25 protein-coding genes are annotated in these 25676 nt (G+C 70.5%); 22 read left to right on the top strand and 3 right to left on the bottom strand.

Annotation, left to right across the window (positions count from 1 at the left end):
• Positions 1-8: 8 nt before the first annotated feature.
• The 3 genes from QBE02_RS04355 to QBE02_RS04345 are packed head-to-tail and all read left to right on the top strand — an operon-like array spanning position 9 to position 3007.
• Positions 9-944: an ROK family glucokinase gene (locus QBE02_RS04355; RefSeq protein ID WP_074694318.1), complete on the top strand. Its 936-nt coding sequence runs from the start codon at positions 9-11 to the stop codon at positions 942-944.
• A gap of 2 nt (positions 945-946) precedes the next feature.
• Entirely contained in the window at positions 947-1660 is a 714-nt protein-coding gene (locus tag QBE02_RS04350; protein WP_279367268.1) for a lysophospholipid acyltransferase family protein, read from the top strand.
• 9 nt (positions 1661-1669) lie between these two features.
• Entirely contained in the window at positions 1670-3007 is a 1338-nt protein-coding gene (locus tag QBE02_RS04345; protein ID WP_056227695.1) for a class II 3-deoxy-7-phosphoheptulonate synthase, read from the top strand.
• 105 nt (positions 3008-3112) lie between these two features.
• Here QBE02_RS04345 and pknB read toward each other — a convergent pair whose 3' ends face one another.
• Together pknB and QBE02_RS04335 are read right to left on the bottom strand one after the other, a co-directional pair.
• The gene (gene pknB / locus QBE02_RS04340) at positions 3113-5065 is read right to left on the bottom strand and encodes a Stk1 family PASTA domain-containing Ser/Thr kinase (RefSeq protein ID WP_279367267.1); all 1953 of its coding nucleotides are present in this window, start codon (positions 5063-5065) and stop codon (positions 3113-3115) included.
• Positions 5066-5119: 54 nt separating this feature from the next.
• Positions 5120-6100, bottom strand: a complete 981-nt coding sequence (locus QBE02_RS04335) for a LysM peptidoglycan-binding domain-containing protein (RefSeq protein ID WP_279367266.1) — start codon at positions 6098-6100, stop codon at positions 5120-5122.
• A gap of 148 nt (positions 6101-6248) precedes the next feature.
• On the opposite strand from QBE02_RS04335, the gene QBE02_RS04330 reads away from it, so the two are divergent.
• The gene (locus tag QBE02_RS04330) at positions 6249-6593 is read left to right on the top strand and encodes an Rv2175c family DNA-binding protein (RefSeq protein ID WP_326493361.1); all 345 of its coding nucleotides are present in this window, start codon (positions 6249-6251) and stop codon (positions 6591-6593) included.
• 12 nt (positions 6594-6605) lie between these two features.
• Here the strand turns inward: QBE02_RS04330 and QBE02_RS04325 are convergent, their stop codons facing one another.
• Positions 6606-7697, bottom strand: a complete 1092-nt coding sequence (locus tag QBE02_RS04325) for a polyprenyl synthetase family protein (protein ID WP_279367265.1) — start codon at positions 7695-7697, stop codon at positions 6606-6608.
• A 64-nt stretch (positions 7698-7761) separates the two neighbouring features.
• Between QBE02_RS04325 and QBE02_RS04320 the strand changes: the two genes are divergently transcribed.
• The 18 genes from QBE02_RS04320 to lspA all read left to right on the top strand — a co-directional run bounded on the left by QBE02_RS04320 (position 7762) and on the right by lspA (position 25675).
• The gene (locus QBE02_RS04320) at positions 7762-8142 is read left to right on the top strand and encodes a DUF3040 domain-containing protein (RefSeq protein WP_056227710.1); all 381 of its coding nucleotides are present in this window, start codon (positions 7762-7764) and stop codon (positions 8140-8142) included.
• A 340-nt stretch (positions 8143-8482) separates the two neighbouring features.
• A complete protein-coding gene (gene mraZ / locus QBE02_RS04315) occupies positions 8483-8914 on the top strand; it encodes a division/cell wall cluster transcriptional repressor MraZ (RefSeq protein WP_056227713.1) in 432 nt (143 codons plus the stop codon).
• Between the two features lie 100 nt (positions 8915-9014).
• Complete coding sequence (rsmH, locus tag QBE02_RS04310; RefSeq protein ID WP_279367264.1) at positions 9015-9968, top strand: 16S rRNA (cytosine(1402)-N(4))-methyltransferase RsmH; 954 nt, start codon at positions 9015-9017, stop codon at positions 9966-9968.
• Complete coding sequence (locus QBE02_RS04305; protein WP_279367263.1) at positions 9965-10588, top strand: hypothetical protein; 624 nt, start codon at positions 9965-9967, stop codon at positions 10586-10588. Before rsmH ends, QBE02_RS04305 begins: the two co-directional genes overlap by 4 nt.
• A gap of 5 nt (positions 10589-10593) precedes the next feature.
• On the top strand, positions 10594-12387 hold the full coding sequence (locus QBE02_RS04300; RefSeq protein ID WP_268103770.1) for a peptidoglycan D,D-transpeptidase FtsI family protein: 1794 nt from the start codon (positions 10594-10596) through the stop codon (positions 12385-12387).
• Positions 12388-12449: 62 nt separating this feature from the next.
• Complete coding sequence (locus tag QBE02_RS04295) at positions 12450-13862, top strand: UDP-N-acetylmuramoyl-tripeptide--D-alanyl-D-alanine ligase (RefSeq protein WP_279367262.1); 1413 nt, start codon at positions 12450-12452, stop codon at positions 13860-13862.
• Complete coding sequence (gene mraY, locus QBE02_RS04290) at positions 13859-14965, top strand: phospho-N-acetylmuramoyl-pentapeptide-transferase (protein WP_056227729.1); 1107 nt, start codon at positions 13859-13861, stop codon at positions 14963-14965. The genes QBE02_RS04295 and mraY overlap by 4 nt, the downstream gene beginning before the upstream one ends.
• On the top strand, positions 14962-16479 hold the full coding sequence (gene murD / locus QBE02_RS04285) for a UDP-N-acetylmuramoyl-L-alanine--D-glutamate ligase (RefSeq protein ID WP_279367261.1): 1518 nt from the start codon (positions 14962-14964) through the stop codon (positions 16477-16479). The genes mraY and murD overlap by 4 nt, the downstream gene beginning before the upstream one ends.
• Positions 16480-16489: 10 nt before the next feature.
• The gene (gene ftsW / locus QBE02_RS04280; protein ID WP_056227735.1) at positions 16490-17743 is read left to right on the top strand and encodes a putative lipid II flippase FtsW; all 1254 of its coding nucleotides are present in this window, start codon (positions 16490-16492) and stop codon (positions 17741-17743) included.
• Positions 17744-17792: 49 nt separating this feature from the next.
• On the top strand, positions 17793-18866 hold the full coding sequence (locus tag QBE02_RS04275; RefSeq protein ID WP_279367260.1) for a UDP-N-acetylglucosamine--N-acetylmuramyl-(pentapeptide) pyrophosphoryl-undecaprenol N-acetylglucosamine transferase: 1074 nt from the start codon (positions 17793-17795) through the stop codon (positions 18864-18866).
• A 221-nt stretch (positions 18867-19087) separates the two neighbouring features.
• Positions 19088-20494 (top strand): UDP-N-acetylmuramate--L-alanine ligase, encoded by a 1407-nt coding sequence (gene murC / locus QBE02_RS04270; RefSeq protein ID WP_279367259.1) that lies wholly within the window; start codon positions 19088-19090, stop codon positions 20492-20494.
• 107 nt (positions 20495-20601) lie between these two features.
• Positions 20602-21429: an FtsQ-type POTRA domain-containing protein gene (locus tag QBE02_RS04265; protein WP_279367258.1), complete on the top strand. Its 828-nt coding sequence runs from the start codon at positions 20602-20604 to the stop codon at positions 21427-21429.
• A 151-nt stretch (positions 21430-21580) separates the two neighbouring features.
• Positions 21581-22768, top strand: coding sequence for a cell division protein FtsZ (gene ftsZ, locus QBE02_RS04260; RefSeq protein ID WP_074694330.1), 1188 nt, complete (start codon positions 21581-21583; stop codon positions 22766-22768).
• 65 nt (positions 22769-22833) lie between these two features.
• Positions 22834-23520, top strand: a complete 687-nt coding sequence (locus QBE02_RS04255; protein ID WP_279367257.1) for a YggS family pyridoxal phosphate-dependent enzyme — start codon at positions 22834-22836, stop codon at positions 23518-23520.
• 31 nt (positions 23521-23551) lie between these two features.
• Entirely contained in the window at positions 23552-24022 is a 471-nt protein-coding gene (locus QBE02_RS04250) for a cell division protein SepF (protein ID WP_103210686.1), read from the top strand.
• Positions 24023-24024: 2 nt separating this feature from the next.
• Entirely contained in the window at positions 24025-24327 is a 303-nt protein-coding gene (locus QBE02_RS04245) for a YggT family protein (protein ID WP_056227755.1), read from the top strand.
• Positions 24328-24460: 133 nt separating this feature from the next.
• Positions 24461-25081, top strand: a complete 621-nt coding sequence (locus QBE02_RS04240) for a DivIVA domain-containing protein (RefSeq protein WP_279367256.1) — start codon at positions 24461-24463, stop codon at positions 25079-25081.
• 9 nt (positions 25082-25090) lie between these two features.
• Positions 25091-25675: a signal peptidase II gene (gene lspA / locus QBE02_RS04235; RefSeq protein WP_279367255.1), complete on the top strand. Its 585-nt coding sequence runs from the start codon at positions 25091-25093 to the stop codon at positions 25673-25675.
• Position 25676 lies beyond the last annotated feature (1 nt).

Below are 25676 nucleotides of genomic sequence, written 5' to 3'. Positions count from 1 at the left end.
GGAGCGCGGTGCGCAACGTCGGCATCGACATCGGGGGCACGAAGATCGCGGGGGGCGTCGTCGACGACGACGGCACCATCATCGAGAAGCTCCGCGTCGACACCCCCATCGACCCCGCAGCCCTGGTGGACGCCGTGGTCGACATGGCCGATCACCTGCGCCGTGCGCACGAGATCCACGCGATCGGGGTGGCCGCGGCCGGCTTCATCAGCCGCGACCGCAGCACCGTCATCTACGCCCCCAACATCGACTGGCGCGACGAGCCCCTGCGCGCCCGCCTCGAGCAGCGCTTGAACGCCCCGGTCACGATCGAGAACGACGCGAACGCCGCCGGGTGGGGCGAGTACCGCTTCGGTGCGGGCCAGGGCGTGCGCGACATGGTCATGCTGACGATGGGCACGGGCGTCGGCGGCGCGGTCGTCACCGACGGCGAGCTCTTCCGCGGGGGTCACGGCATCGGCGCCGAACTGGGACACATGCGCTTCGTACGCGGCGGGCACCCGTGCGGGTGCGGACAGAACGGATGCCTCGAGCAGTACGCCTCTGGTCGTGCCCTGCAGCGTGAGGCGAACGCCATCGCGGACGAGGGCGGCATCGGTGCGGCCCTGGCCGCGGTGCGCGAGGAGCGTGGTGCGATCCCCGGCCCCGCGGTGTCGCGCCTCGTGCTCGCGGGCGACCCGGGCGCCGTCGAGGCCCTGCGTCGCGTGGCCACGGCCCTCGGCGAGGCGTGCGGCGGCTTCCAGGCCGTGCTCGACCCCGAGGTCTTCGTGATCGGCGGGGGAGTGGCGCAGCTCGGCGCCGACCTGCTGGAGCCGGTGAAGCTCGCGTACGAGACCTCGCTCCCGGGGTACGGTGAACGTCCGGTCGCCGAATTCGCGATCGCACGTCTGGGCAACGACGCCGGTCTCATCGGGGTTGCTGACCTCGCCGGGAAGGAGCGCTGACGTTGTTCTACTGGCTCATGAAATACGTGGTCATCGGACCGGTCATCAAGGCCGTGTTCCGTCCGTGGATGGTGGGCCGGCGCAACATCCCCGTCGAGGGGGCGGCGATCCTGGCGAGCAACCACCTGTCGTTCTCGGACTCGATCTTCCTCCCGCTCATGATCGACCGCCGCATGGCGTTCCTCGCCAAGAGCGATTACTTCACCGGCAAGGGCATCAAAGGCTGGGCCACCCGCATGTTCTTCACGGCGACGGGTCAGCTGCCCATCGACCGGTCGGGCGGCAAGGCCTCCGAGGCTTCGCTGAACACCGGCCTCGGTGTGCTCGGTCGCGGAGAACTGCTCGGCATCTACCCCGAGGGGACCCGCAGCCCCGACGGCACCCTCTACCGGGGCCGCACGGGTATCGCGCGCATGGCGCTCGAGGCGCGCGTTCCGGTCGTGCCGGTGGTCATGGTCGACACGGGCGCCGTCATGCCGATCGGCCAGCGTCTGCCCCGCGTGGGGCGCGTGGGCATCGTCATCGGCGAGCCCCTCGACTTCTCGCGGTTCGAGGGCATGGAGGGCGACCGCTACGTGCTCCGCTCGGTGACCGACGAGATCATGGTGGCCCTCCAGCGCCTCGGTGAGCAGCGCTACGAAGACGTCTACGCCTCGACCGTGAAGGACCGCCTCGCCACGTCACAGGCGGCGAAGGCGCCGGTGTCCCGCCACTAGACTTCAGGGGTGAATCAGCAGCTCCACGACCTCGACCACTGGCGAACCCTGCCCATCAAGCAGCAGCCCCAGTGGTATGACGAGGCCGCAGTGGCCGCGGCATCCGCAGAATTGGCGACCCTTCCTCCGCTGGTGTTCGCCGGTGAGGTCGACATCCTCCGCGACCGCCTCGCGCGTGCCGCCGCCGGCCAGGCGTTCCTCCTGCAGGGCGGTGACTGCGCCGAGACGTTCGCCGGCGCGACCGCCGAGCAGATCCGCAACCGCATCAAGACGGTCCTGCAGATGGCCGTCGTCCTCACCTACGGCGCCTCGATGCCGGTGGTCAAGATGGGCCGTATGGCGGGCCAGTTCGCCAAGCCCCGCTCGAGCGACGTCGAGACGCGCGGCGACGTGACGCTCCCGGCGTACCGCGGCGACATCGTCAACGGCTACGACTTCACCGAGGAGTCGCGCAAGGCCGACCCCGCGCGTCTGCTCAAGGGCTACCACACGGCCGCGTCGACCCTGAACCTCATCCGCGCCTTCACTCAGGGGGGCTTCGCCGACCTGCGCGAGGTGCACAGCTGGAACAAGGGGTTCGCGAGCACGCCCGCAAACCAGGCGTACGAGTCGATGGCGACCGAGATCGACCGCGCCATCAAGTTCATGGAGGCCGCCGGCGCCGACTTCGACGAGCTGACGCGCGTCGAGTTCTACACGGGCCACGAGGGTCTGCTCATGGACTACGAGCGCCCCATGACGCGGATCGACTCGCGCACGGGACAGCCGTACAACACGTCCTCGCACTTCCAGTGGATCGGTGAGCGCACGCGCGAGCTCGACGGCGCGCACGTCGACTACTTCTCGAAGATCCGCAACCCCATCGGCGTGAAGCTCGGTCCCACCACGACGGCCGAGACGGCGCTGGCGCTCATCGACAAGCTCGACCCCGAGCGCGAGCCGGGTCGACTGACCTTCATCACGCGCATGGGAGCGGGCAAGATCCGCGACGCGCTGCCCCCGCTGCTCGAGGCCGTCCGCGACTCGGGTGCCACGCCGCTCTGGGTCACCGACCCGATGCACGGCAACGGCATCACCACGCCCACCGGCTACAAGACCCGTCGCTTCGACGACGTGGTCGACGAGGTGCGCGGCTTCTTCGAGGCGCACCGCTCGGTGGGCACGCACCCCGGCGGCATCCACGTCGAACTCACCGGCGACGACGTGACCGAGTGCCTGGGCGGCTCCGAGATGATCGACGAGGCCACCCTCGCGACCCGCTACGAGAGCCTGTGCGACCCGCGTCTGAACCACCGTCAGAGCCTCGAACTGGCGTTCCTCGTGGCCGAGGAGCTCGAGAACCGCTGACCCTCTCGACGGATCGACGCCCCCGACCGCTGCGGTCGGGGGCGTCGTCGTTTCAGGATGCCGTCGGCGCGGTCGGGGAAGCTCTCTCCGCTCCGCGATCTCGCGCTACAGCGTCGGCGTCAGCGTGATGGTCGAGCCCTGCGGGGCCGTCGTGCCGGCCTTGGGGTTCGTGGCGCGCACCTTGTAGATGTCCCAGTACTTGAACCCGAGGGGCAGGGTGCCGTCGTCGATGCCCGCGTTCACCTCGAAGCCGAGCGCTTCGAGGGTCTTCACGGCATCCCGAATCGACATCCCCACGACGTTGCCGGGGATCTCGACGGGCTTCGGGCCGATCGACACGCGCAGGGGCACGGTGTCGCCGGGGCGCCAGTTGCCGCCCCCGTCGCGCTGGCCCATGGCGATCACGTTGCCGGATGCCACGGAGTTGCTGTACTCCTCGGTCACCGCGGTCTTGAGCCCGACCCCGTCGAGGGCGCGCGCGGCCTGCGAACGCGAGTCGCCGGTGACGTCGGGGATGGGACCGAGCGAGACGACGAGCGACGCGGCGTCGCCCTCGTACACCGTGCAGCCCTGGGTGCAGTCGATGGCGTTGCCGCCGGAGCGGGGGATCACCGAGGCGCCCAGCACCGTTCCGTCGGCCGGGTCCGCGAATTGCCGCTCGGGGTCGCCCGCGACCCCGACGAAGGCCTGCTCGAGGATCGCGCGCACCTCGTCGGCGCTCTTGCCCGCGAGGGCGGGGATCTGGTGGGTGGCCGGCCCGATCGAGACGAAGACGGTCACCACCGTCTCTTTGTCGAGACGCTCGCCGGGCGCGGGATCGGAGCCCACGGTCGTGCCCGAGGGGATCTCGCGGTCGTTGACCTCTTGCGCCTGAGCCTGCAGCTGCTGCTGCGTGAGGAGGGCCTCGGCGTCGGCGAAGCTGCGGCCCGACACGTCGGGGACCGCGACGAGCGAACCCGGACCGGAGCCGAAGTACCAGCCCGTGAACCCGGCTCCACCGGCGAGCAGCAGCACGAGGACGAGGAGCCACGCGCCCCTGGTCGTCCGTCGCCGCGTGCGGGTGCGCAGCCGCGCCGCATTGTCGGGCTCATCGATGGTGGCGGAGGGGAGGGATGCCGTCTGCGGCAGCACCTTCGTCAGCTCGCGCGACTCGGCGGCCGTCGCGGGACTCGTGGTGCCCACGGCCACGGCGCGCGCGACCTGGGGGGCGAGCCCGAGCTCCTTCTCGATGGCGCGGAGGCGCTCGAGCATCGCGGCCGCGTCGAGCGGGCGGTCACCCGGCTCCCGCTCGGTCGACCAGAGTACGAGCTCGTCGAGCTGCTCGGGGACCCCGGGGTTCTTCGCGCTCGGGCGGGGCACGGAGTCGGTGGCGTGCTGATAGGCGATCTGCATCGGCTGCTCGCCCTTGTAGGGCTGCTCGCCGACGAGCATCTCGTAGAGCATGATCCCGAGCGAATAGATGTCGCTGCGCGCGTCGGCGGTGCCGCGCGTGACCAGCTCGGGGGCGAGGTAGGCGATCGTGCCCATGAGCTGCGCCCCGCTCGCGGTGTTCGCCGTCGTCGCACGGGCGAGGCCGAAGTCGCCGATCTTGATGCGGCCGTCCTCGGCGAGCAGGACGTTCTCGGGCTTCACGTCGCGGTGGACGATGCCGGCCCGGTGCGCGGCGGCGAGCCCCGAGAGGATGGCATCCATGATGGTGAGGGTCTGATCGACCGTGAGGCGCCGGTGCTCGCGCAGCAGCTCGCGCAGCGTGATGCCCGGGAGGTACTCCATGACCAGGTAGGCCATCTCGCCGTCCTGGCCCTGGTCGAACACGTTCACCACGTGCGGATCGCTCAGACGCGCGGCCGAACGGGCCTCTTGGATGAACCGACTCTGGAACACGGTGTCGTCGCTGAGGTGGCCGTGCATGATTTTCAGCGCCACCCGGCGTTCGAGGCGGAGGTCGGTCGCCACGTACACGGTCGCCATGCCGCCACGCGCGATGCGCGCGCGAACCCGGTATCGGCCGTCGACGAGACGGCCGATCAGCGGGTCTGCCTGCTGACTCGTGCTCACAGGTCGAGTCTACGGAGCGCCCCCTGTGAGCCCGGGGAGCGGCTCACCCTCACCTCACCCCAGAACGGCGAGCCACGTGGTGGCCGGCTGCTCCCATTGGGCGTATCGGTCGGGGTAGGCCGAGATCTGCACGGCCTGGGCGGCATCGGCGTAGGGGAGCTGGTCCCAGCCGGGGATGTCGAGGAGTCCGCGGGTGGCGGTGCCGTTGGGGTCGGCCGCGCCGCCGTAGAACACGCGCGTCGAGCGTTCGCGGTCGAGGATCTGCTCCGGAGTGCCCCACCCGGTACTGGGCCGCTGCTGGAAGAGGCCCAGCGAATCGCGGTCACCCCAGTCGAGGTTGCGCAGCCACGACTCCTGCATCGCGGTGCCGAGGGCGATCAGGATGCCGCGATCCGAGACGCCCAGTTCGCGTCCGACGCGGATGATCAGGCGCGCGTTGTCGGACTGCTCGGCGTCGAGGCCCGGGGCCGTCGCCGGGGCGACGGCGGCGGGGGCGGGGGAGTCCGCCGGGATGCGCAGGACGTCGCCGGGGTAGATGATCGAGGCGCGCGTGAGCCCGTTCGCGCTCAGCACGGCGTCGAGCGAGACGCCGTTGGCGCGGGCGATCGCCGAGACGGTGTCGCCGGGACGCACCTCGTGCGTGCGGGGCGCGGCCTCGGGGGCCGCGGGAGCCGGGGGAGCGGGCGCGGCCGCGGGTGTGAGGGCGAGGACGTGACCGGGGCGGATGACGGCATCGGATGCCAAGCCGTTGGCCGCGAGGACCGCGGCGGTGTCGAGACCGTGCGCGCGGGCGATGCCCCACACCGTGTCTCCCGCCTTGACCGTGTACGTGGTGGGCACGGTGACGGCGGCGAGCACCGGCATCCCGAGACTGCGGGGAGCGGGCGGGAGAGAGGTGAGCGCGGGTTCCGGGGGTGCGGCGTGCGCGGCGTGCTCGGCGGTGAGGGTCAGGGCGATCGTGCCCGCCACGGCGGCGGGCCAGATGACTGCGGTGCGACGGCGCGAGGGCAGGGGGGACAGCGTGAGTCGTCTCATGGTGGGGGGATTCCGTTCTTCCGACTGCCCGACACGGTGGCATGCCTCGGGGCGGATGTCAATGAAAGTGACCCCTGTGACGGGTGTGACTCGAGTGAAGACGACGATCGGGGACGGGCCGAGGCGACGGCAGTGAGAGGATGAAGGGGTGAGTGAGACTTCCCGTTACGAGACCGCGTGGCTGACCATTCCCGACCTGGTCGAGATGCTCGACGAGTCGCTCGGGCGCGTGCGCCGCCTCTTCGACGAGCACTACCTCGTCGGCTCGCGCCGCGACGGCGTGTTCAAGGTGCCGGCGGTCTTCCTCGTCGACGGGCGCCCGCTGCCGTCGCTGCGCGGCACGATCATCGTCCTGCACGACGCGGGGTTCGACCCCGACGAGACCATCGACTGGCTGCTCACGCCCGAGGAGACCATCGGTCTCGCGCCCATCGAGGCGCTCCTCGCCGGGCGCAAGAGCGAGGTCCGACGGGTCGCCGCGACCCTCGCCTGAGGCCGCCCGGCCTCAGGCCGTGCGCTCGGTGGCCGCGCGTGCGAGAGCGCGCAGATCGGTGAGCGCTCCGGTGTCGACGCGCGCGTCGGCGAGAGCCGCATCGGCGCGCTCGGCGTACTCGGCGATCAGGGTCTCGGTGCGCTCGAGGGCGCGGGTGTCGACGATCGTCTGCTGCAGGGCCGCGATCTGCTCCGCGTCGAGAGCGGGGTCGCCCAGGAGGGCATCGAAGCTGTCGCGCTCCGAGGACGCGAGCATCTCGCGGGCGTAGGCCACCAGGACGGTGCGCTTGCCCTCGCGCAGGTCGTCGCCGACGGGCTTTCCCGTGACGGCGCTGTCGCCGAAGACGCCCAGCACGTCGTCGCGCAGTTGGAAGGCCATGCCGACGTCGTGACCGAACCGTCCGAGGGCGTCGAGCTGCTCGTCGTCGGCACCGGCCAGCGCTGCACCGATCTGCAGGGGCTGCTGGATGCTGTAGCGCGCCGACTTGTACGAGGCGATCCGCAGCGCCCGCTCGGCGTGGGTGTCGTCCGAGTAGACGGCGTACGCGGACTCCTCCGCGACGTCGAGGAACTGACCGATCGTCACGTCGCGGCGCATGCGGGAGTAGGCCCGGCGCGTGGCGGCGGCGGAGGGGTGGCCCTCGAGGCCTTCCTCGAGGAGGTCGTCGCTCCACGCCACCAGGAGGTCGCCGAGCAGGATCGCGCCCGAGCGACCGAACGCGTCGGAGTCACCCGCCCACTCGGCATCCTGATGGGCCTTCTGCAGAGCGCGGTGCGCGGCGGGCTGACCCCGGCGCGTGTCGCTGTTGTCGACGAGGTCGTCGTGGACGAGGGCCGCCGCGTGGAAGATCTCGAGCGAGGTGGCCACGGCCAGGGCGGGCTCGTCGAACGCCGCGGCGGACGGCGCGTCGATAGCGTCCACGGCCCGCCACCCCGCGAGGCAGAAGCGCGCCCGCAGGCGCTTGCCACCGCGGAGGGCGGAGGCCCCCGCGCGGGTGAGGGACTCGGCCTCGGGGCCGAGCGCGGAGGCGTACGATAGCTGTTCGGAGAGGAACTTGTCGAGTCGCTGGGAAACAGCTTCGATCGGTTCCGGGGAGGTCGGCACGGGCCTAGCCTAGTGATCCACGCCGCGCGTAGAATCGTCCGCAACGAACAACAGAGGGGGATGCATGCCACTGTCAGAGCAGGAGCAGCGTCTACTGGATGAGATGGAGCGCCATCTCATGAGCAACGACACCGATGTGGTGTCCGCCCCCAGTCGTGCCCTCAGCTACCGCAACATCGTCCTCGGCTCGATCCTGGTGCTCGCGGGTCTCGGCGCCCTCGTTGCGGGCGTGTCGATCGGCTTCAACACCGGTTTCGTCGGCATCGCCGTCGGCGTGCTGGGCTTCCTCCTCATGGTCGGCGGCGTGATCTTCGCCGTCACCCCGACGCGGGGTGCCGCTCCGACCGCGCCCGCCGCCGCCAAGCCGCGACCGGCTCGCGCCTCCGGCTCCTCGTTCATGGACCGCATGAACGAGCGCTGGGACCGCCGCCACGACGGCCCCTAAGCTTCGCCCTCGTACCACCTCAGCACCGGCTCTTCGGAGCCGGTGCTTTTTCGTGCGCCCGGCGCCCTTGTCGACGGGTGAGTGACGAAGTGGAGGGGGTGAGGAGTCGGCATCCGGGCTCGAATCCCTCCCTTTTGCTCCACCGAGGCGTCCGCGGGGAGTGCGAGGTGCCGTCGCGCCGCGGAAAGACGCGGAAAGTGCGGTGCTGCGCCGGGGTGGTCGACCACTGTACACGGCCGCGGTTCTCCGCAGAAGAGTCCTGTTTTCGATAGCGAAGTGGAGGGCGGTGGAGTAAAGTGGGGAAAACTTCGCAGGCCGGACGAAGGGGGTGGACGCCCGAATGCTGCTCGGAACGCACACACCCAAGCTCGACGACAAGGGTCGGGTCATCCTGCCGGCGAAGTTCCGTGACGATCTCGGCGCCGGAGTGGTGATCACGCGCGGGCAGGACCGCTGCCTCTACGTGTTCAGCACCGAGGAGTTCGAGCGCGTTCACGAGCGGATCCGCGAGGCCCCGCTCAGCAACAAGCAGGCCCGCGACTTCCTGCGCATGTTCCTCTCGGGGGCGAGCGCCGAGAAGCCCGACAGCCAGAACCGCATCACCGTCCCGCCCGCCCTGCGCACCTACGCCGGGCTCGGGCGCGAACTCGTCGTCACCGGCGTCGGCGCGCACGCCGAGATCTGGGACGCCGAGGCCTGGAACTCCTACGCGGAGAGCAACGAAGAGACGTACGCCGAGATGGAGCAGGAGGTGATCCCGGGACTCTTCTGACCCTTCGGCTGTGATGCCCAGCCGCTCGCCCTGACGCACTTCCCCGGCGCCAGGTCGAAGCGGATGGGGATCAGAGTCCGAAGGTTCGGCCCGACACATCATGGACATCCGCGACATCCACACCCCGGTCCTGCTCGAGCGCTGCGTCGAGCTGCTCGGCGCCGCCCTGCAGAAGCCGGGCTCCGTCTTCGTCGACGGCACGCTCGGCATGGGCGGGCACTCCGAGGCGTTCCTCGAGCGGTTCCCGCAGGCCCGGCTCATCGGCCTCGACCGCGACACCGACGCTCTGCGCATCGCGGGGGAGCGACTGAAGCGCTTCGGCGACCGCGTCACCCTCGTCCACACCGTCTACGACGGCATCGCCGAGGCCGTGGCATCCGCCGGTGTCGACAAGGTCGACGGCATCCTGTTCGACCTGGGTGTCTCGTCTCTGCAGCTCGACGAGGCCGCCCGTGGCTTCGCCTACGCGCAAGACGCCCCGCTCGACATGCGCATGGACCAGACCACCGGCGTCACCGCAGCCGAGGTGCTCGCCACCTACGGCGAGGGCGACCTGCGACGCATCTTCGAGCGCTACGGCGAAGAGAAGCTCGCCGGCCGCTACGCCCGCGCCATCATCGCCGCCCGCGCCCAGGCTCCGCTCGAGCGCTCGGGCCAGCTCGTCGACGTGCTGCAAGCCGCGACCCCGGCCGCGGTGCTGCGCGAGCGCCATCCCGCCAAGCGCGTCTTCCAGGCCCTGCGCATCGAGGTCAACGCCGAGCTGTCGGTGCTCGAGCGCACGATCCCCGCCGCCCTCGAGGTGCTGGGAGTCGGCGGCCGCATCGTCGTGCTGTCGTACCAGTCGCTGGAGGACCGACTGGTCAAGCGCGTGTTCGCCGACGCTTCCACCTCGACCGCACCCCGCGGCCTGCCCGTCGAGCTGCCCGAGCACGCGCCGACGTTCAAGCTACTCGTCCGGGGGGCCGAACTCGCGAGCGACGAAGAGCGCGAGATCAACCCCCGCGCCACCCCCGTGCGACTGCGCGCGGCCGAGAGAATCCGGGAGGACGCATGAGCGCGCCCCAGGCCATCGATGCAGCCTTCCTTCCCGACTTCCCCACGCCGGTCCGCGAGCGTCGACTCACCGTCGTCCCCGCGACCGCGCGTCGTCGGGCACCGCGACGCCTCTTCGGCGTCGTCGCCGTGCTCGGGGCGCTGACCATCGTCGTGGTCCAGATGAGCCTCGGCATCCTCACGACGCAGAGCTCGTTCGAGATCTCGTCGCTGACCCAGCAGCAGCGCGACCTGACCTACCAGAAGCAGATCCTCTCCGACGAGAGCGCGGGACTCAGCTCGCCCCAGTACCTCGCGGCGAACGCCGCAGCCCTGGGCATGGTGATCGACGAGTCGCCCACCTACCTCCGCCTCAGCGACGGTGCCGTCATCGGCTCCAACAAGCCCGCCGACGCGGCCTCGTCCGTCGATGCGAAAGGCCGCGGCTCGGTCGGCAACGCGCTGATCTCGGGCGTGCCGCTGGTCACCGACCCGGCGGCATCCACCACCGAGAACGGCGCGGCGACCCCCGCACCCGCGGCGCCCGGAGCGGCCGCACCGACCGAGGCCGCCGCCCCCACCACCCAATCGGCGACACCCCCGCCGATCAGCGACGGTCTGCCGACTCCCGCGACACGATGAGAGCCATGACGACGACAACCTCCCGGTCCCCGCGGCGTCGCACCGTCGTCGCCCTCGCGGTCGTTCTGATCGTGATCCTCGCCTTCGTCGTCCGACTGGTCGACATCCAGGTCGTCAACGCCCGCGATCACGTGGACGACTCGCTCTCGATGGGCCTGCAGAACTCCCGCGTCGAGTACGCCTCCCGCGGCTCCATCGTCGACGACAACGGCGTCCCCCTCGCCACGAGCGTCAACCGCTACGACGTGCAGATCGACCCGATGCTCGCGGCCAAGGGCGTGACCACACGCGACGACGACGGCAACGAGACCACGACCGCGTGGCCCGAGCTCGCCGCCCGGATCGCCGCCGTCACCGGCCAGAGCGCCGCGGACGTGCAGAAGATCGTCCAGGATGCCGTGGCCGACAACCCCGACTCGCGCTACGCCATGATCGCGAAGAGCGTCTCGACCGAGCAGTACCGGGCCCTCGTGGCCCTGGGGCTGCCGTTCCTCAGCTTCCCGCCGCAAGCGGGCCGGATGTATCCCGACGGCGCGGTGGCGGGAAACCTGCTCGGTTTCGTCGGCAGCGACGGGCAGGCCCTCGCGGGCCTCGAGTCGGCCGACAACGACTGCCTCGCCTCGACCAACGGCAAGGTCGTCTTCCAGCAGAGCCGCGACGGCGTGGTGCTCCCCGGCACCGAGGTCGTGACGCAGCCGGCAGTCGACGGCGGCACCCTCAAGCTCACGATCGACCGCGACCTGCAGTGGTACCTCCAGCAGCTCATCGCGGAACAGGTGCAGAACACCGGTTCGCTCCGCGGCACGATCACGGTCGTCGAGGCGAAGACGGGCAAGATCCGCGCCCTCGCCGAGTACCCCACGGTCGACCCCAACGACCCGACCGCCACCTCGCCCGACGACCGCGGCAGCCGCGCGTTCTCGAGCCCCTTCGAGCCCGGGTCGACGTTCAAGGCGCTCACGACGGCGATCGGCCTCGACAGCGGCTCGTACACGCCGCAGACCACCGTGACCGCCTCGGGGCGAGAGGTCCTCGGCGGTGACGCCCGGGTCTCGGACGCGTTCTCGCACGGCCCGAACGTGTACACGCCCACCGGCGTGCTCATCGACTCCTCGAACGTGGGCATCTCGAAGTTCGCCGAGATGATCCCCGCCCAGACGCGCTTCGACTACCTGCAGAAGTTCGGCATGGGCTCGGTCAGCTCGATCGGGTTCCCCGGCGAGTCCGGCGGCATCCTGCACCCGGTGCAGGACTGGGACAAGCAGACCTTCTACAACACCGCCTTCGGCCAGGGCTTGTCGGTCACCGTGCCGCAGCTCGTGGGCGCGTACCAGACCATCGCCAACGGGGGACTCAAGAAGCCGCTGTCGATCGTCGAGGGCTGCACCGCGGCCGACGGCACGGTCACCGACGTCCCGCCCACCGACGGCACGCAGGTCGTCTCGCCCGATACGGCGAAGGAGGTCTCGCTCATGCTCGAGAACGTCGCCACGCAGGGTGAGCTGGCCTCGAAGATCGCGATCCCGGGTTACCGCATCGCGATCAAGACCGGTACCGGTGAGAAGGTCGACGAGAACACGGGCGCCTACAAGCCCGACGCGTACTTCACGACGATGATCGGTTTCGCCCCCGCCGACGACCCGCAGTACGTGGTCGCGGTCAACCTGGACGAGCCGCGGACGGTAAAATCGTCGGCGGCCACCGCCCCCGCGTTCCAGAAGGCCCTCACCCAGGTTCTCAAGTCCTACCGGGTGATCCCCTCCGGAACCACGACCCCCGAACTGCCCAAGTTCGGCTGAGAAAGAGCCCGTCTCGGTCTCGTCTCGGTAACGAATGCGACCGGAAAGGGCGTCCCACAGCAATGATCTCCCTCAGCCTCTCCCACCTCGCCGACGTGCTCGGCGGGCGCCTCGTCGTCCGCGGCGACGACACCCCCGACACCCGGGTCTCGGGCCTCGTCGACACCGACTCGCGCCTGATCGAACCCGGCGGGATCTTCGTCGCCAAGCCCGGTGAGACCACCGACGGTCATCTCTTCGTCGGAACCGCCGTCGAGCGGGGAGCCGCCCTCGCGATCGTCGAACGCGAGCTCGACGACGGCGTGAGTCAGATCGTCGTTCCGGATGCCGTGGCCGCCCTCAGCGACCTGGCCCGCGACGTGGTGGCTCGGGTTCGCGAGACCGGCGAGCTCAAGATCGTCGGCATCACCGGATCCAACGGCAAGACGACCACCAAGAACCTCCTCGCCCGCATCCTCGAGGACGAGGGCGAGACGGTGGCGCCGCGCGCCTCGTTCAACAACGAGGTGGGCGCCCCTCTCACGATGCTGCGCGTCACCGAGGGCACCCGCTTCCTGGTGAGCGAGTTCGGGGCGAGCGCCCCCGGGGCCATCGCCCACCTCGCCGGGCTCGTCACCCCCGACATCGGCGTCGTCCTCATGGTGGGCATGGCCCACGCCGGCGGCTTCGGCGGCATCGAGTCGACGTTCCACGCCAAGAGCGAGCTGGTGAAGGCGACCCGCGAGGGCGGCCTCGCGGTGCTCAACGCCGACGACCCTCGCGTCGCCGCGATGGAGCCGATCGCGCGCGAGCGCGGGCAGGACGTGCGGTGGTTCGGTCGGGGCGAGCGGGCCGAGGTCCGGGCCGTCGACGTCGAGGTGTCGGCATCCGGCACCCGCGCCGATCTGCTGGTCGACGGAGAACCCTTCACCCTCACCCTGCGGGTGCTCGGCGAGCACCACGTGATGAACGCCCTCGCGGCCCTGGCCGCCGCCACCGCCCTCGGCGTGCCCGCGGCCGACGCGATCGCGCGCCTCGAGACCGTCGAGATCGCCGAGCGCTGGCGCATGCAGCCCCTCGGCTCCGATCGCGTGCGCATCATCAACGACGCGTACAACGCCAGCCCCGACTCGATGGCCGCAGCTCTGCGCACCCTCGCGCAGATCACCGGCCCCGACGAGCGCACCGTCGCCGTGCTGGGTGCGATGAGCGAGCTGGGGGAGTACGCCGACGAGGAGCACGACCGGGTCGGTCTTCTGGCCGTGCGCCTGCGCATCCAGCGCATCGTCGTGATCGGCCCCGAGGCGCGCCGTATGTACCTCGAGGCGATCGCCCAGGGCTCGTGGGACGGCGAGGCGGTCTTCTTCGCCGACGCCGACGCGGCCTACGACTACCTTTCGACCGAACTGCGTGACGGTGATCGCGTGCTGGTGAAGTCGTCCAACTCGGCGGGGCTCCGGCACCTCGGCGACCGTCTGGGAGACTTGTTCGCGTGAGATCACTTCTGACTTCGGCTGCGATCTCGCTCGCCTTCACCCTTTTCCTCACCCCGGTCTTCCTCCGCTGGTTCCGGAAGTGGGGCTGGGGGCAGGTCATCCGCACCCCCGAGAACGTGCACAACCCCTCGCACGGAGCGAAGCGCGGCACGCCCACCATGGGCGGGACGATCTTCATCCTCGGCACGATGGTCGGATACTTCATCGGCTCGTACGCCGGGAACAACCCCCCGACCGTGTCGGGACTCCTCGTCCTCTGGCTCATGCTCGGTTTCGGTGTCGTCGGCTTCATCGACGACTACATGAAGATCCGCCAGCAGCGCAGCCTGGGGCTCTCGGGATGGCGCAAGATCGCCGGTCAGGTGATCGTCGCGGTGCCGTTCGCCATCGTCGCCCTGAACTTCCCCAACACCGTCGGGCAGACCGCCGCCTCGGGGTACGTCTCGGTGTTCCGTGACATCCAGCTGCTGTCGTTCTTCGCGCTCGGCCCGATCCTCGGGTGGCTGCTGTACCTGGCGTGGATCTCGCTGATCGGAACGGCCACCTCGAACTCCGTCAACGTGGCCGACGGTCTCGACGGCCTCGCCGCGGGCTCGGGCATCTTCGTCGTCGGCGCCTACAGCCTGATGGCGTTCTGGCAGAACAAGCAGGTCTGCGCCGATGTCCTCGACCCGACCGTGCAAGCCGGCTGCTACGCCGTGCGCGATCCGTTCGACCTGGCGATCGTGGGGGCGTCGTTCGTCGGCGCCCTGGTCGGATTCCTCTGGTGGAACGCCCCCAAGGCGAAGGTCTTCATGGGCGACTGCGGGTCGATGGCGATCGGTGGGGTGATCGCCGCCCTCGCGATCTTCACCCGCACCGAGCTCCTCCTCATCCTCATCGCCGGCGTCTACGTGATCGCCTCGGGATCGGTCATCCTTCAGCGGGCCTACTTCAAGGTGACCCGGGGCAAGCGCCTCTTCCTCATGAGCCCCCTGCACCACCACCTCGAGATGCGCGGGTGGCCCGAGGTCACCATCGTCGTGCGCATGTGGATCATCGCCGGTCTCCTCGCCGTCTCGGGCATCGGATTCTTCTACGTCGAATGGCTGTCCCGCGTATGACCGACCTCTCCACCCTGACCAGCTGGCACGCCGACTGGAAGGGCCTGCGCGTCGTCGTCCTCGGCTTGTCGGTCACCGGCTTCTCGGTCGCCGACACCCTCGCCGAGCTCGGCGCCGAGGTGCTCGTGGTGACGGAGAGAGCGGATGCCGAGTATTCGCGCCTGCTCCCGGTTCTGGGCGTGCGCCTGCACGAGGGTCCGCTCGACACCGTGCCCGCAGAGATGGCGGACTTCGCGCCCGAGGTGGTCGTGGCATCCCCCGGCTTCCCCCCGCACCACCCCGTGATCGCGTGGACGCAGGAGCGGGGCATCGCGCTGTGGGGCGACGTCGAGCTCGCCTGGCGCGTCCGTGACAAGGTGGTCCGTCCGGACGGGCGCCCCGCCGACTGGGTGCTCATCACTGGGACGAACGGCAAGACCACCACCACGCGTCTGACCGCCGAGATGCTCATGACGGCGGGTCAGTGGGCCGTTCCCGTCGGCAACATCGGCACTCCCGTGCTCGACGCCGTGCGCGACCCGGGTGGGTTCGACGTGTTCGTCGTCGAGCTCTCGAGCCACCAGCTCTGGTACCTGAACCAGCAGTCCGGACCCGACGCCCTCTCGCCGCACGCGGCCGTCTGCCTCAACCTGGCCGACGACCACCTCGAGTGGCACGGCGGCGCGGACGCGTACCGCGCGGCGAAGGCCGGCATCTACGCCCGCACGCGCGTGGCCTGCGTCTACAACAAGGCCGACGTCGCGACCCGCGAGATGGTCGAAGACGCCGAGGTCGTCGAGGGCGCGCGCGCCATCGGCTTCGATCTGGGGGTCCCCGGTCCGAGCGACCTCGGTGTGGTCGACGGCATCCTCGTCGATCGGGCCTTCCTCGAAGAGCGCGCCACCTCGGCCCTCGAACTGACGACGGTGGCGGACCTCGCCCAGCGCGGCCTCGCGGCTCCCCACATGGTCGCGAACATCCTCGCTGCCTCGGCCCTTGCACGCTCCCTCGGGGCCACGCCCGCGCACATCCACGACACGCTCGAACGCTTCCGGCTCGACCCGCACCGCATCCAGGTCGTCGGGGCGCACCTCGGAGTCACCTGGGTCGACGACTCGAAGGCGACGAACCCGCACGCGGCGGCCTCGTCGCTCGCGGCGTACCCCGGCGCGGTGTGGGTGGTCGGCGGTCTGCTCAAGGGCGTCGACCTGAGCGACCTCGTGCGCGCTCGGGGCGCTTCGGTGCGGGCCGCGATCGTGATCGGCACCGAGCGTGACGAGATCGTGGCGGCGTTCGGGCGACACGCCCCGGCGGTGCCGCTGTTCGAGGTCGACCACGCTGAGACTGAAGACGTCATGGCCCAGGTCGTCGAACTGGCGGCGGGTGTGGCCCGGGAGGGAGACACCGTTCTCCTCGCTCCCGCGGCGGCGTCCTTCGATCAGTTCTCGTCCTACTCCGACCGCGGCGACCGCTTCGCCGAGGCGGTGCGGGCGTGGATCGCGGGCCGAGACGGAGAATCTCGACCGCACGACTGAGGGGACTCGCGTGACCACGACGGCACCTCGTCCGCGGCAGAGCCCCGATGAGCCCGCGCGCGCCGGCCTCGCCGCCCGCGTCTCCCTGGGCAGGGCGTTCCGGCCCGTGCCCAGCGAGTTCCTGCTCATCACCTCGGCGGCGCTCCTGCTCACCGGGTTCGGCCTGGTCATGGTGCTATCGGCCACCTCGGCGCTCGACGGCGCGCAGAGCCCTTTCGACCACGTCCTCAAGCAGGCCGTCTTCGCCGTCATCGGCATCCCGCTGATGTTCGTGCTCAGCCGTGCTCCGCTGCGCTTCTGGAAGCGAATGGCGTGGCCGGCGCTGATCCTGGCGACGCTCTTCCAGTTGCTGGTGTTCACTCCGCTGGGCATCTCGGCGAACGGTAACCGCAACTGGATCAGCATCGCAGGCATCCAGGCGCAGCCGGCCGAGTTCCTCAAGCTCGCTCTCGCGCTGTGGCTGGGCTACGTCCTGTACCGCAAGCAGACGCTGCTGGGCGACTGGCGACACGTGTTCATCCCGATCGTTCCTGTCTTCGCCCTCGTGGTCGCCACCGTCATGGGCGGAAAAGACCTGGGTACGACGATGATCCTCGTGCTCGTCCTGCTCGGGGCGCTGTTCTTCTCAGGGGTCAAGCTGCGCATCTTCGTGCTGCCGGCCCTCGCGGCCCTGGGCGCGATCGCGTTGTTCGCCATCACGAGCGCCGACCGCATGCGCCGCATCATGAGCTTCCTCGACCAGGACTGCATCGCCAACTACCTCGGTGACTGCTACCAGCCGCTGCACGGCATCTGGGGGCTCGCGGCGGGCGGGATCTTCGGTGTGGGCCTGGGCAACTCGGCCGAGAAGTACGACTGGCTCCCCGCCGCGGCGAACGACTACATCTTCGCGATCGTGGGGGAGGAGATGGGGCTGATCGGATGCATCGTCGTCCTCGCCCTCTTCGGTCTGTTCGCGGTCGGCGCCTTCCACATCATCCGCCGCACCGACGACCCCTTCGTCCGGATCGTCGCGGGCGGCGTGACCATCTGGATCGTCGGTCAGGCCATGATCAACGTCGCGGTCGTCCTCCGCGTGTTCCCGGTTCTCGGTGTGCCGCTACCGTTCATGTCGCAGGGCGGGACCTCGCTGCTGTCGGTGCTGATCGGGTGCGGTGTGCTGCTGTCGTGCGCGCGGACGCTTCCCGACCGTCGCGCGGCGGGCGAGACGCCTCCGCGGGCGGCGCGGCGGGCCGCGGCATCCGCCCGTCGACCGCGCGGCTGACGTTCGGGGGCGGCGACGGAGCACCGCCCGACCTGGTTAGGGTCGAACGGTGACCACTTACCTCCTCGCCGGCGGCGGCACCGCCGGGCATGTGAACCCCCTGCTCGCGGTCGCCGACGGACTGCGCGCCCGCGACGCCTCGGCCGACGTGCTCGTGCTCGGCACACGAGAGGGCCTCGAGTCGCGTCTCGTCCCGCTGCGCGGGTACGAACTGGTCACCGTTGCGAAGGTCCCCTTCCCGCGCCGTCCCAACGGGGCCGCCGCGGCGTTCCCGGTGCGCTTCCTGCGCGCCGTCGCGCACGTGCGCCGACTCATCCGCTCGCGCGGGGTCGACGTCGTCGTCGGTTTCGGGGGGTACGCGGCGGCGCCCGCCTACGTCGCGGCCCGCCGCGAGCGCGTCCCCTTCGTGGTGCACGAGGCCAATGCCAAGCCGGGGCTCGCGAACGTGCTCGGGGCGCGGGGTGCCGCGGGCGTCGGCGTCGCCTTCGAGGGCACGCCGCTGCGCGGTGCGAAAGAGGTCGGGATGCCGCTTCGCCGCGAGATCGTCGAGCTCGACGCCCCCGCTCTGCGTGCGGAGGCCGCCGCGCACTTCGGGCTCGACGCGCAGAAGCCGACGCTGCTGGTGTTCGGGGGCTCCCTCGGTGCGCTGCGGTTGAACACCGCGTTCGGCGGGGCCTGGCGCGACGTCCTCGACGCCGGTTGGCAGCTGCTGCACGTGACGGGACAGAACTCCGACCTGCCCGATCCGGGCGTCGAGGGCTATGCCGTCGTCCGGTACGTGGACCGCATGGATCTCGCCTTCGCCCTCGCCGACTTCGTGGTGTCGCGCTCGGGTGCCGCGACCGTCAGCGAGATCAACGCCCTCGGCATCCCCGCCGTGTACGTGCCCTATGCGGTCGGCAACGGCGAGCAGAGCCTGAACGCCGCCGCGGCCGTCCGTGCCGGGGCCGCGCTGCTCATCGCCGACGCCGATCTCACGCCCGACCGGGTCCGCGCCGAGATCGTCCCGCTGCTCGCCGACGAGGACCGGCGGACCGCGATGCGCGATGCGGCGGCGCGCACCGGCATCCGGACCGGGACCGAGAACGTGATCGCCCTCGTCGACCGGGCTCTCGCCCGCTGAGCCGGGCCCGGCCCCGCCGACGCGCGGACCGGTCGTCACGGGAACAGGACGAAGCCACCAGAGCAGGGCGTCCGACAGGATGTCCGACTGTTCCCGTGACATGCCCTGTTCTGGTGACAGCCGGGCCGCCGCGGCGCGTCCGCCCGCCGAGGTCTCGTGGGCCGCGCCCCCAGCGCGCCGGGGCCGACGCGCAGGATCGGCGACGTAAACTCGCAGACGCCATGATCAGACCCGACCTGAGCCTCCCCATCCCCGAGACCATCACCTCCGCGCACTTCATCGGCGTGGGGGGATCGGGCATGTCCGGACTCGCCCGCATGTTCCTCGACCGCGGTATTCGGGTCTCCGGCTCCGACCGTTCCGACAGTGCCGCCCTGCGCGACCTCGCCGCTCGCGGCGCGACCGTGCACGTCGGGCACGACGCCGCCCACCTCGGCGACGCCGACACCGTCGTCCACACGGGTGCGATCTGGCCCGAGAACCCCGAGTTCGTCACCGCCAAAGAGCGCGGGCTGCACGTGATCCACCGCTCGCAGGCGCTGCACTGGCTCATCGGAGGTCGTCGCCTCGTCTCGGTCGCGGGTGCCCACGGCAAGACCACTTCGACGGGCATGATCGTGACCGCCCTGCGCGCCCTCGAGGTCGACCCGACGTTCGTCAACGGCGGCGTCATCGCCGACCTGGGCGCGTCCAGCGGCACCGGCTCGGACGACCTCGTCGTGATCGAGGCCGACGAGTCCGACGGCACGTTCGAGCTCTACGACACCTCGGTCGCGCTCATCACCAACGTCGACCCCGACCACCTCGACCACTACGGCTCGCGCGACGCCTTCGACGCCGCCTTCGCCCGTTTCGCGAACGCCGCCCGCGAGGCCGTCGTGATCTCGGCCGACGACTCCGGCGCGCGTTCCGTGCGCGAGCGCATCACCCACGCGAACGTCGTCACGTTCGGCGAGGACGCCGCAGCCGACCTCCGCCTCAGCGGCATCCGTACCGACGGGCCCGTCGCGTTCACTCTCACCGCCGACGGCGAAAGCGTCGACGTGCAGCTGCGCGTTCCCGGCGCCCATAACGCCGTCAACGCCGCAGGTGCGGTCGCCGTGCTGCGCGTGCTCGGGCACTCCCTCGCCGACGCCGCGCGCGCGGTCGAGGGCTTCGGCGGCACCGTTCGCCGTTTCGAGCTGCACGGCGTGCAGCAGGGCGTCAGCGTGTACGACGACTACGCGCACCACCCGACCGAGGTCGCCGCGGCGCTCTCGGCCGCCCGCACCGTCGTGGGCGAGGGGCGCATCATCGCGATCCAGCAGCCCCACACCTACTCGCGCACGCAGGAGATGTACCGCGAGTTCGCCGAGGTGCTCGAGTCGCACGCCGACCACACCGTCATGCTCGACGTGTACGGGGCCCGTGAAGACCCGGTGCCCGGGGTCACCGGAGAGCTCGTCAGCGGCGCGTTCGCCGATCCGTCCCACGTGCACTACGTCCCCGACTGGCAGGCGGCGGCCGATTACACGGCTCGGATCGCCCGACCGGGTGACTACGTCATCACCCTCGGGTGCGGCAACGTCTACCAGATCATCCCCCAGGTGCTCGAGGCGCTGTCCCGCACCGAGGCCGCGGCGGTCTGACCGTGGAGCGGCCGTCGCCCCTGCCGTCCTCGCCGGAGTCCGCTCGCCGCGCGAAGGCCGCTCGGGCTTCGACGCCCCGGCAGACGGCATCCGTCGACGCGAACTCCGTGGTCCACACCCGCGAGCGTCCGCTCGACGGCGGCTTCGCCGCGGATGATCCGGATGCCGGGGGAGCGGGGCTGCGCGATGTGTGGCGGGCCTCGCGGGCCCGGCGGCGGGCGCTCTCCGCGGAGGTGCGCCGCTTCACGGTGCGCCAGCGGCGTCGTCGGAACATCTGGATCGGTGTGATCTCGGCGTTCCTCGTCATGGGCCTCGGTACGGCGGGCGTGGCATACAGCCCGCTCTTCGCCGTCGAGAAAATCGATGTGGTCGGCACCTCGCAGCTCGACCCGGCGGCGGTGTCCGCCGCCCTGGGCGACCAGGTCGGCGTCCCGCTCGCGATGGTCGACGACAGCGCCGTGAAGGCGGCGCTCGTGCGCTTCCCGCTCGTGGAGTCGTACACCCTCGAGGCGCGCCCGCCCCACGACCTCGTGGTGCGCATCGTCGAGCGGACCCCCATCGGCGCCATGCAGTCCGCGGCGGGTTTCACGGTGGTGGATGCCGCCGGGGTGGCGCTGTCGACGACGCCCGACGCCCCGGCCGGTCAGCCCGTGCTCGACATCGCCGGCGGAACGGATTCGGCGGCCTTCCGCGCCGCGGGTCGCGTGGTGCGCTCCCTGCCGGACGCCGTGCGGGCGCAGGTGACGGCCGTGTCGGCCTCGACGCCCGATGATGTGACGCTGACGCTCGGCGCGTCGGGGTCGAAGGTCGTGTGGGGGAGCGCCGACCGCTCGGCCGAGAAGGCCGTGGTGCTCGACCGCCTGATGCAGAAGAGCCCGCCGGACAAGGCCAAGGAGTACGACGTGACGTCGCCCGAGGCGGGCGTCGTCCGCTGATCTTCGAGGCGATGTTCCAACACGCCGCGTGTCGGGCGGGCGGGGTCGGATCCGCCGCATACCTTCGAGCTAAGGAATTGCATACCGGGCAATTCTTTAACCCTCAACATGAGGTTTAAAGTTTCGGGTTCGGGGACAAACGGAGGCCGGCATGAGCCACAACCAGAACTACCTCGCCGTGATCAAGGTCGTCGGTGTGGGCGGGGGCGGCGTCAACGCCGTCAACCGCATGATCGAGCTCGGCCTTCGTGGCGTGGAGTTCATCGCGATCAACACCGACGCGCAGGCGCTGCTGATGAGCGACGCCGACGTCAAGCTCGACGTCGGTCGTGAGCTCACCCGCGGCCTCGGCGCCGGCGCCGACCCCGAGGTCGGCCGTCGCGCCGCCGAGGATCACGCCGAAGAGATCGAAGAGGCGCTCCGCGGCGCCGACATGGTCTTCGTCACCGCGGGTGAGGGCGGCGGAACCGGCACCGGCGGCGCCCCCGTCGTCGCCAAGATCGCCAAGTCGATCGGCGCCCTGACCATCGGTGTCGTGACCAAGCCCTTCTCGTTCGAGGGCCGTCGTCGCCAGAGCCAGGCCGAGGGCGGGGTGCAGCGACTGAAAGAAGAGGTCGACACCCTCATCGTCGTCCCGAACGACCGCCTGCTCGAGATCAGTGACCGCGGCATCTCGATGATCGAGGCGTTCGCCACGGCCGACCAGGTGCTGCTCGCCGGTGTCCAGGGCATCACCGACCTCATCACGACCCCCGGTCTCATCAACCTCGACTTCGCCGACGTCAAGTCGGTCATGCAGGGGGCCGGCTCCGCGCTCATGGGCATCGGCTCGTCCCGCGGCGCCGACCGTGCGATCAAGGCCGCCGAGCTCGCCGTCGAGTCCCCGCTCCTCGAGGCCTCGATCGAGGGTGCGCACGGCGTGCTGCTGTCGATCCAGGGTGGCTCGAACCTCGGCATCTTCGAGATCAACGACGCCGCCCAGCTGGTGAAGGAGGCCGCGCACCCCGAGGCCAACATCATCTTCGGTACGGTCATCGACGACACGCTCGGCGACGAGGTGCGGGTCACCGTCATCGCCGCCGGTTTCGACGGGGGAGAGCCCTCGCTGCGGATCGACGCGGTCGGCGCCCAGCGCCCGGTCTCTGCGCCCGTCGTACCCGTCATCCCCGCCGACGACGTGGCCCGCGACCTCGACGCGGCCGAGGAGCAGAAGGCGGCGACCGAGCGCGCTCCCGAGCGTCGCCCCGAGCCGGCACCCGTCACGGCCCGCGTGCCCGAGACCTCGTACGACGGCGGCTACGCCGACGACGACCTCGACGTGCCCGACTTCCTGAAGTAAGAACCAACGGTACGACGAGCGGGTCCGGTGTCCACCGGGCCCGCTCTCGTCGTCAAAGGAGCAGCATGGACACCGCCCTTGCCGAGCGACTCGCCGCCGTCGACGAGCGCATCCGAGACGCCGCCCGCGCCGCGAACCGCGACCCCGGCGAGATCACCCGCATCGTGGTCACGAAGTTCCACCCGGCATCCCTCGTCACCGAGCTGCACGCGCTGGGAGTCCGGCACGTGGGCGAGAACCGGCAACAGGAACTCACGGCCAAACGCGCGGAGCTCGACGGGCTCGCGGATCTCACCTGGCACTTCATCGGCCAGGCCCAGACCAACAAGGCGCGCGCGGTGCGGGCGGGAGCGGATGCCGTCCACTCGGTCGACCGAGCCCGCATCGCGGACGCGCTGCACGCCGCCGGCGCCGAGGGCGACCTCCTCGACGTCCTCGTGCAGGTGAACCTCACCGACGACCCCGGTCGCGGGGGAGTCGTCCCCGACGCCGTCGAAGAACTGGCCGCCCACGTGGCGGGGCTGTCGACCCTGCGGCTGCGCGGGGTGATGGCCGTCGCTCCGCTCGACGAAGAACCCGCTCGCGCGTTCGAGCGACTGCACCGTTGCGCCGACGCGGTGCGCTCCGTCGTCCCCGACGCGCGGTGGATCTCGGCGGGCATGACCGGCGATTTCCCCGAGGCGATCGCAATGGGCGCGACACACCTGCGGATCGGCTCCGCAATCACGGGCCCGAGGCCCCCGCGCGACTAGCCTCGGACCAGACGAGCGAACGGAGGATGCGATGTCGAACCCCCTCAAGAAGACGATGGTGTACCTGGGCCTCGCCGACGAGGAAGAGACCTATGAGGAGACGGCGCCGCAGCCCATCGCGCGCAAGCAGCCCACAGCTGCTGCTCCCCTCGAGAAGGCCGCGCCGGTGACCCCCCTGCACCGTCCCGCCGTGGTGCGCCAGCCCGCGGCCGGACCCGTGAGTGAGATCCTCACGGTGCACCCCAAGCAGTATCGCGACGCGCAGACGATCGCCGAGAACTTCCGCGAGGGAATCCCGGTCATCATCAACCTGTCGCAGATGAGCGACGCCGACGCGCGTCGCCTGATCGACTTCGCGAGCGGACTCTCGCTCGGGCTGTACGGACGCATCGAGCGGGTGACGAGCAAGGTGTTCCTGCTCTCGCCCGAGAACATCGCCGTCTCCGGCGACGGTGCGATCGCGCAGGCCGATCCCGAGGCTGCGCCCTTCGCGTCCCAGTAACAGTGGCCGTTCTGAGCCTCGTCGGCTCCATCCTCAGTGCGGTCCTGTTCATCTTCATCGTGCTGCTGCTCGCGCGCCTCGTGCTCGAGTACATCCCGATGTTCAACCGGGAGTGGCGCCCTCGCGGCGTCACCCTCGTGTTGGCAGAGATCGTCTACACCGTGACGGACCCGCCCATCAAGCTGATCCGTCGCTTCATCCCCCCCCTGCGCATCGGGGGGATCGCGATCGATTTCGGTTTCGCGATCGTGATGTTCGTCTGCTTCATGCTGTTGAGCGTGACGCGGTCCCTCGCGGCCGTGTGACGCCCCGCCGCCGCTTCTTCACCCGTGATCTTCGACACCGGTGGAGGGCGGCGGCTATGCTGTTCCGAAGCGGTACGCCCCGGTGCGACACCCCCACAGTTCCGACATCAGAGCTCTCGAAAGAGGAAACACCATGGCACTGACCCCCGATGACGTCGTCACCAAGCAGTTCCAGCACGTGCGCTTCAAGGAGGGCTTCGACCCCGACGAGGTCGACGACTTCCTCGACGAGATCGTCGTCGAGTGGCGCAAGACGATCGCCGAGAACGAAGAGCTGAAGACCAAGCTCGCGGCGTACGAGTCCGGCGAGGCCGCTCCGGCCGCCGCCGAAGCCCCCGCCGAGGCCCCCAAGGTCGAAGAGCCGGTCGTCGCCGAGACGCCCGCTCCGGCACCCGTCGCCTCCACCCCGTCGCGCGACGCCGAGCCCGCCGCCCAGAGCGCCGGCATCATCGAGCTCGCGCAGCGTCTGCACGACGAGCACGTCGCCGAGGGTAAGGCCCAGCGCGACCAGCTCATCGGCGAGGCGCAGGCCCAGGCGGCATCCATCGTCGCCGAGGCCGAGCAGAAGGGCCGCGAAGAGCGCGCCCGTCTCGAGAAGGAGCGCACCACGCTCGAGGGTCGCATCACCGAGCTGCGCAACTTCGAGCGCGACTACCGCTCGCAGCTGCGTTCGTACATCGAGGGTCAGCTCCGCGACCTCGACACCACCGCGACGTCCTCGGGCTCGACGCCGGTGTCGGCGATCGGTCTGTAGGCCGACTCTTTGCGCAGTCGACCTCCTCTGCGTTCGGCGGCGGCCGGCGTCACCATCGCGATTCTCGCGGTGCTGGTGCTGGCCGCCGACCAGTTTGCGAAGAACGCCGCGATCGCCGCTCTCCCCTCGGAGCGCGTGGTCCCGATCATCGGCGACTTCCTGCAGTTCTATCTCGTCCGTAACCCCGGTGCGGCGTTCTCGCTCGGCGAGGGCGTCACGTGGGTGTTCACGATCGCCCTCGCGGTCGTCGCGTGCGTGATCGTCTACCTCGGCGTCCGTCGCGTGCGTTCGCGTCTGTGGGCAGTCGTTCTGGGGCTGCTCCTCGGCGGTGTGCTGGGCAACCTCACCGACCGCCTCATCCGCGAACCCGGCTTCCCCGTGGGGCACGTCGTGGACTTCATCTCGACACCCTGGATGATGCCCGCGATCTACAACGTCGCCGACATGTTCATCGTCACGATGATGATCTCGGTGGCGGTCCTCGTGCTGTTCGGGCTGAAGCTCGACGGCTCGCGCGAGACCAAGGCGTCCCGAGCCGCGGCGGAGTCCGCCGACGGCGCGGTCGATGCTCCGGTCGACCCGGGCGCCCGCTGAC

Origin of the sequence: Microbacterium testaceum (genome assembly GCF_029761935.1) — a bacterium.
In the GTDB taxonomy this organism is placed as follows: Bacteria; Actinomycetota; Actinomycetes; order Actinomycetales; family Microbacteriaceae; genus Microbacterium; species Microbacterium testaceum_A.
This window is presented reverse-complemented; position numbering and strand designations above follow the sequence as displayed.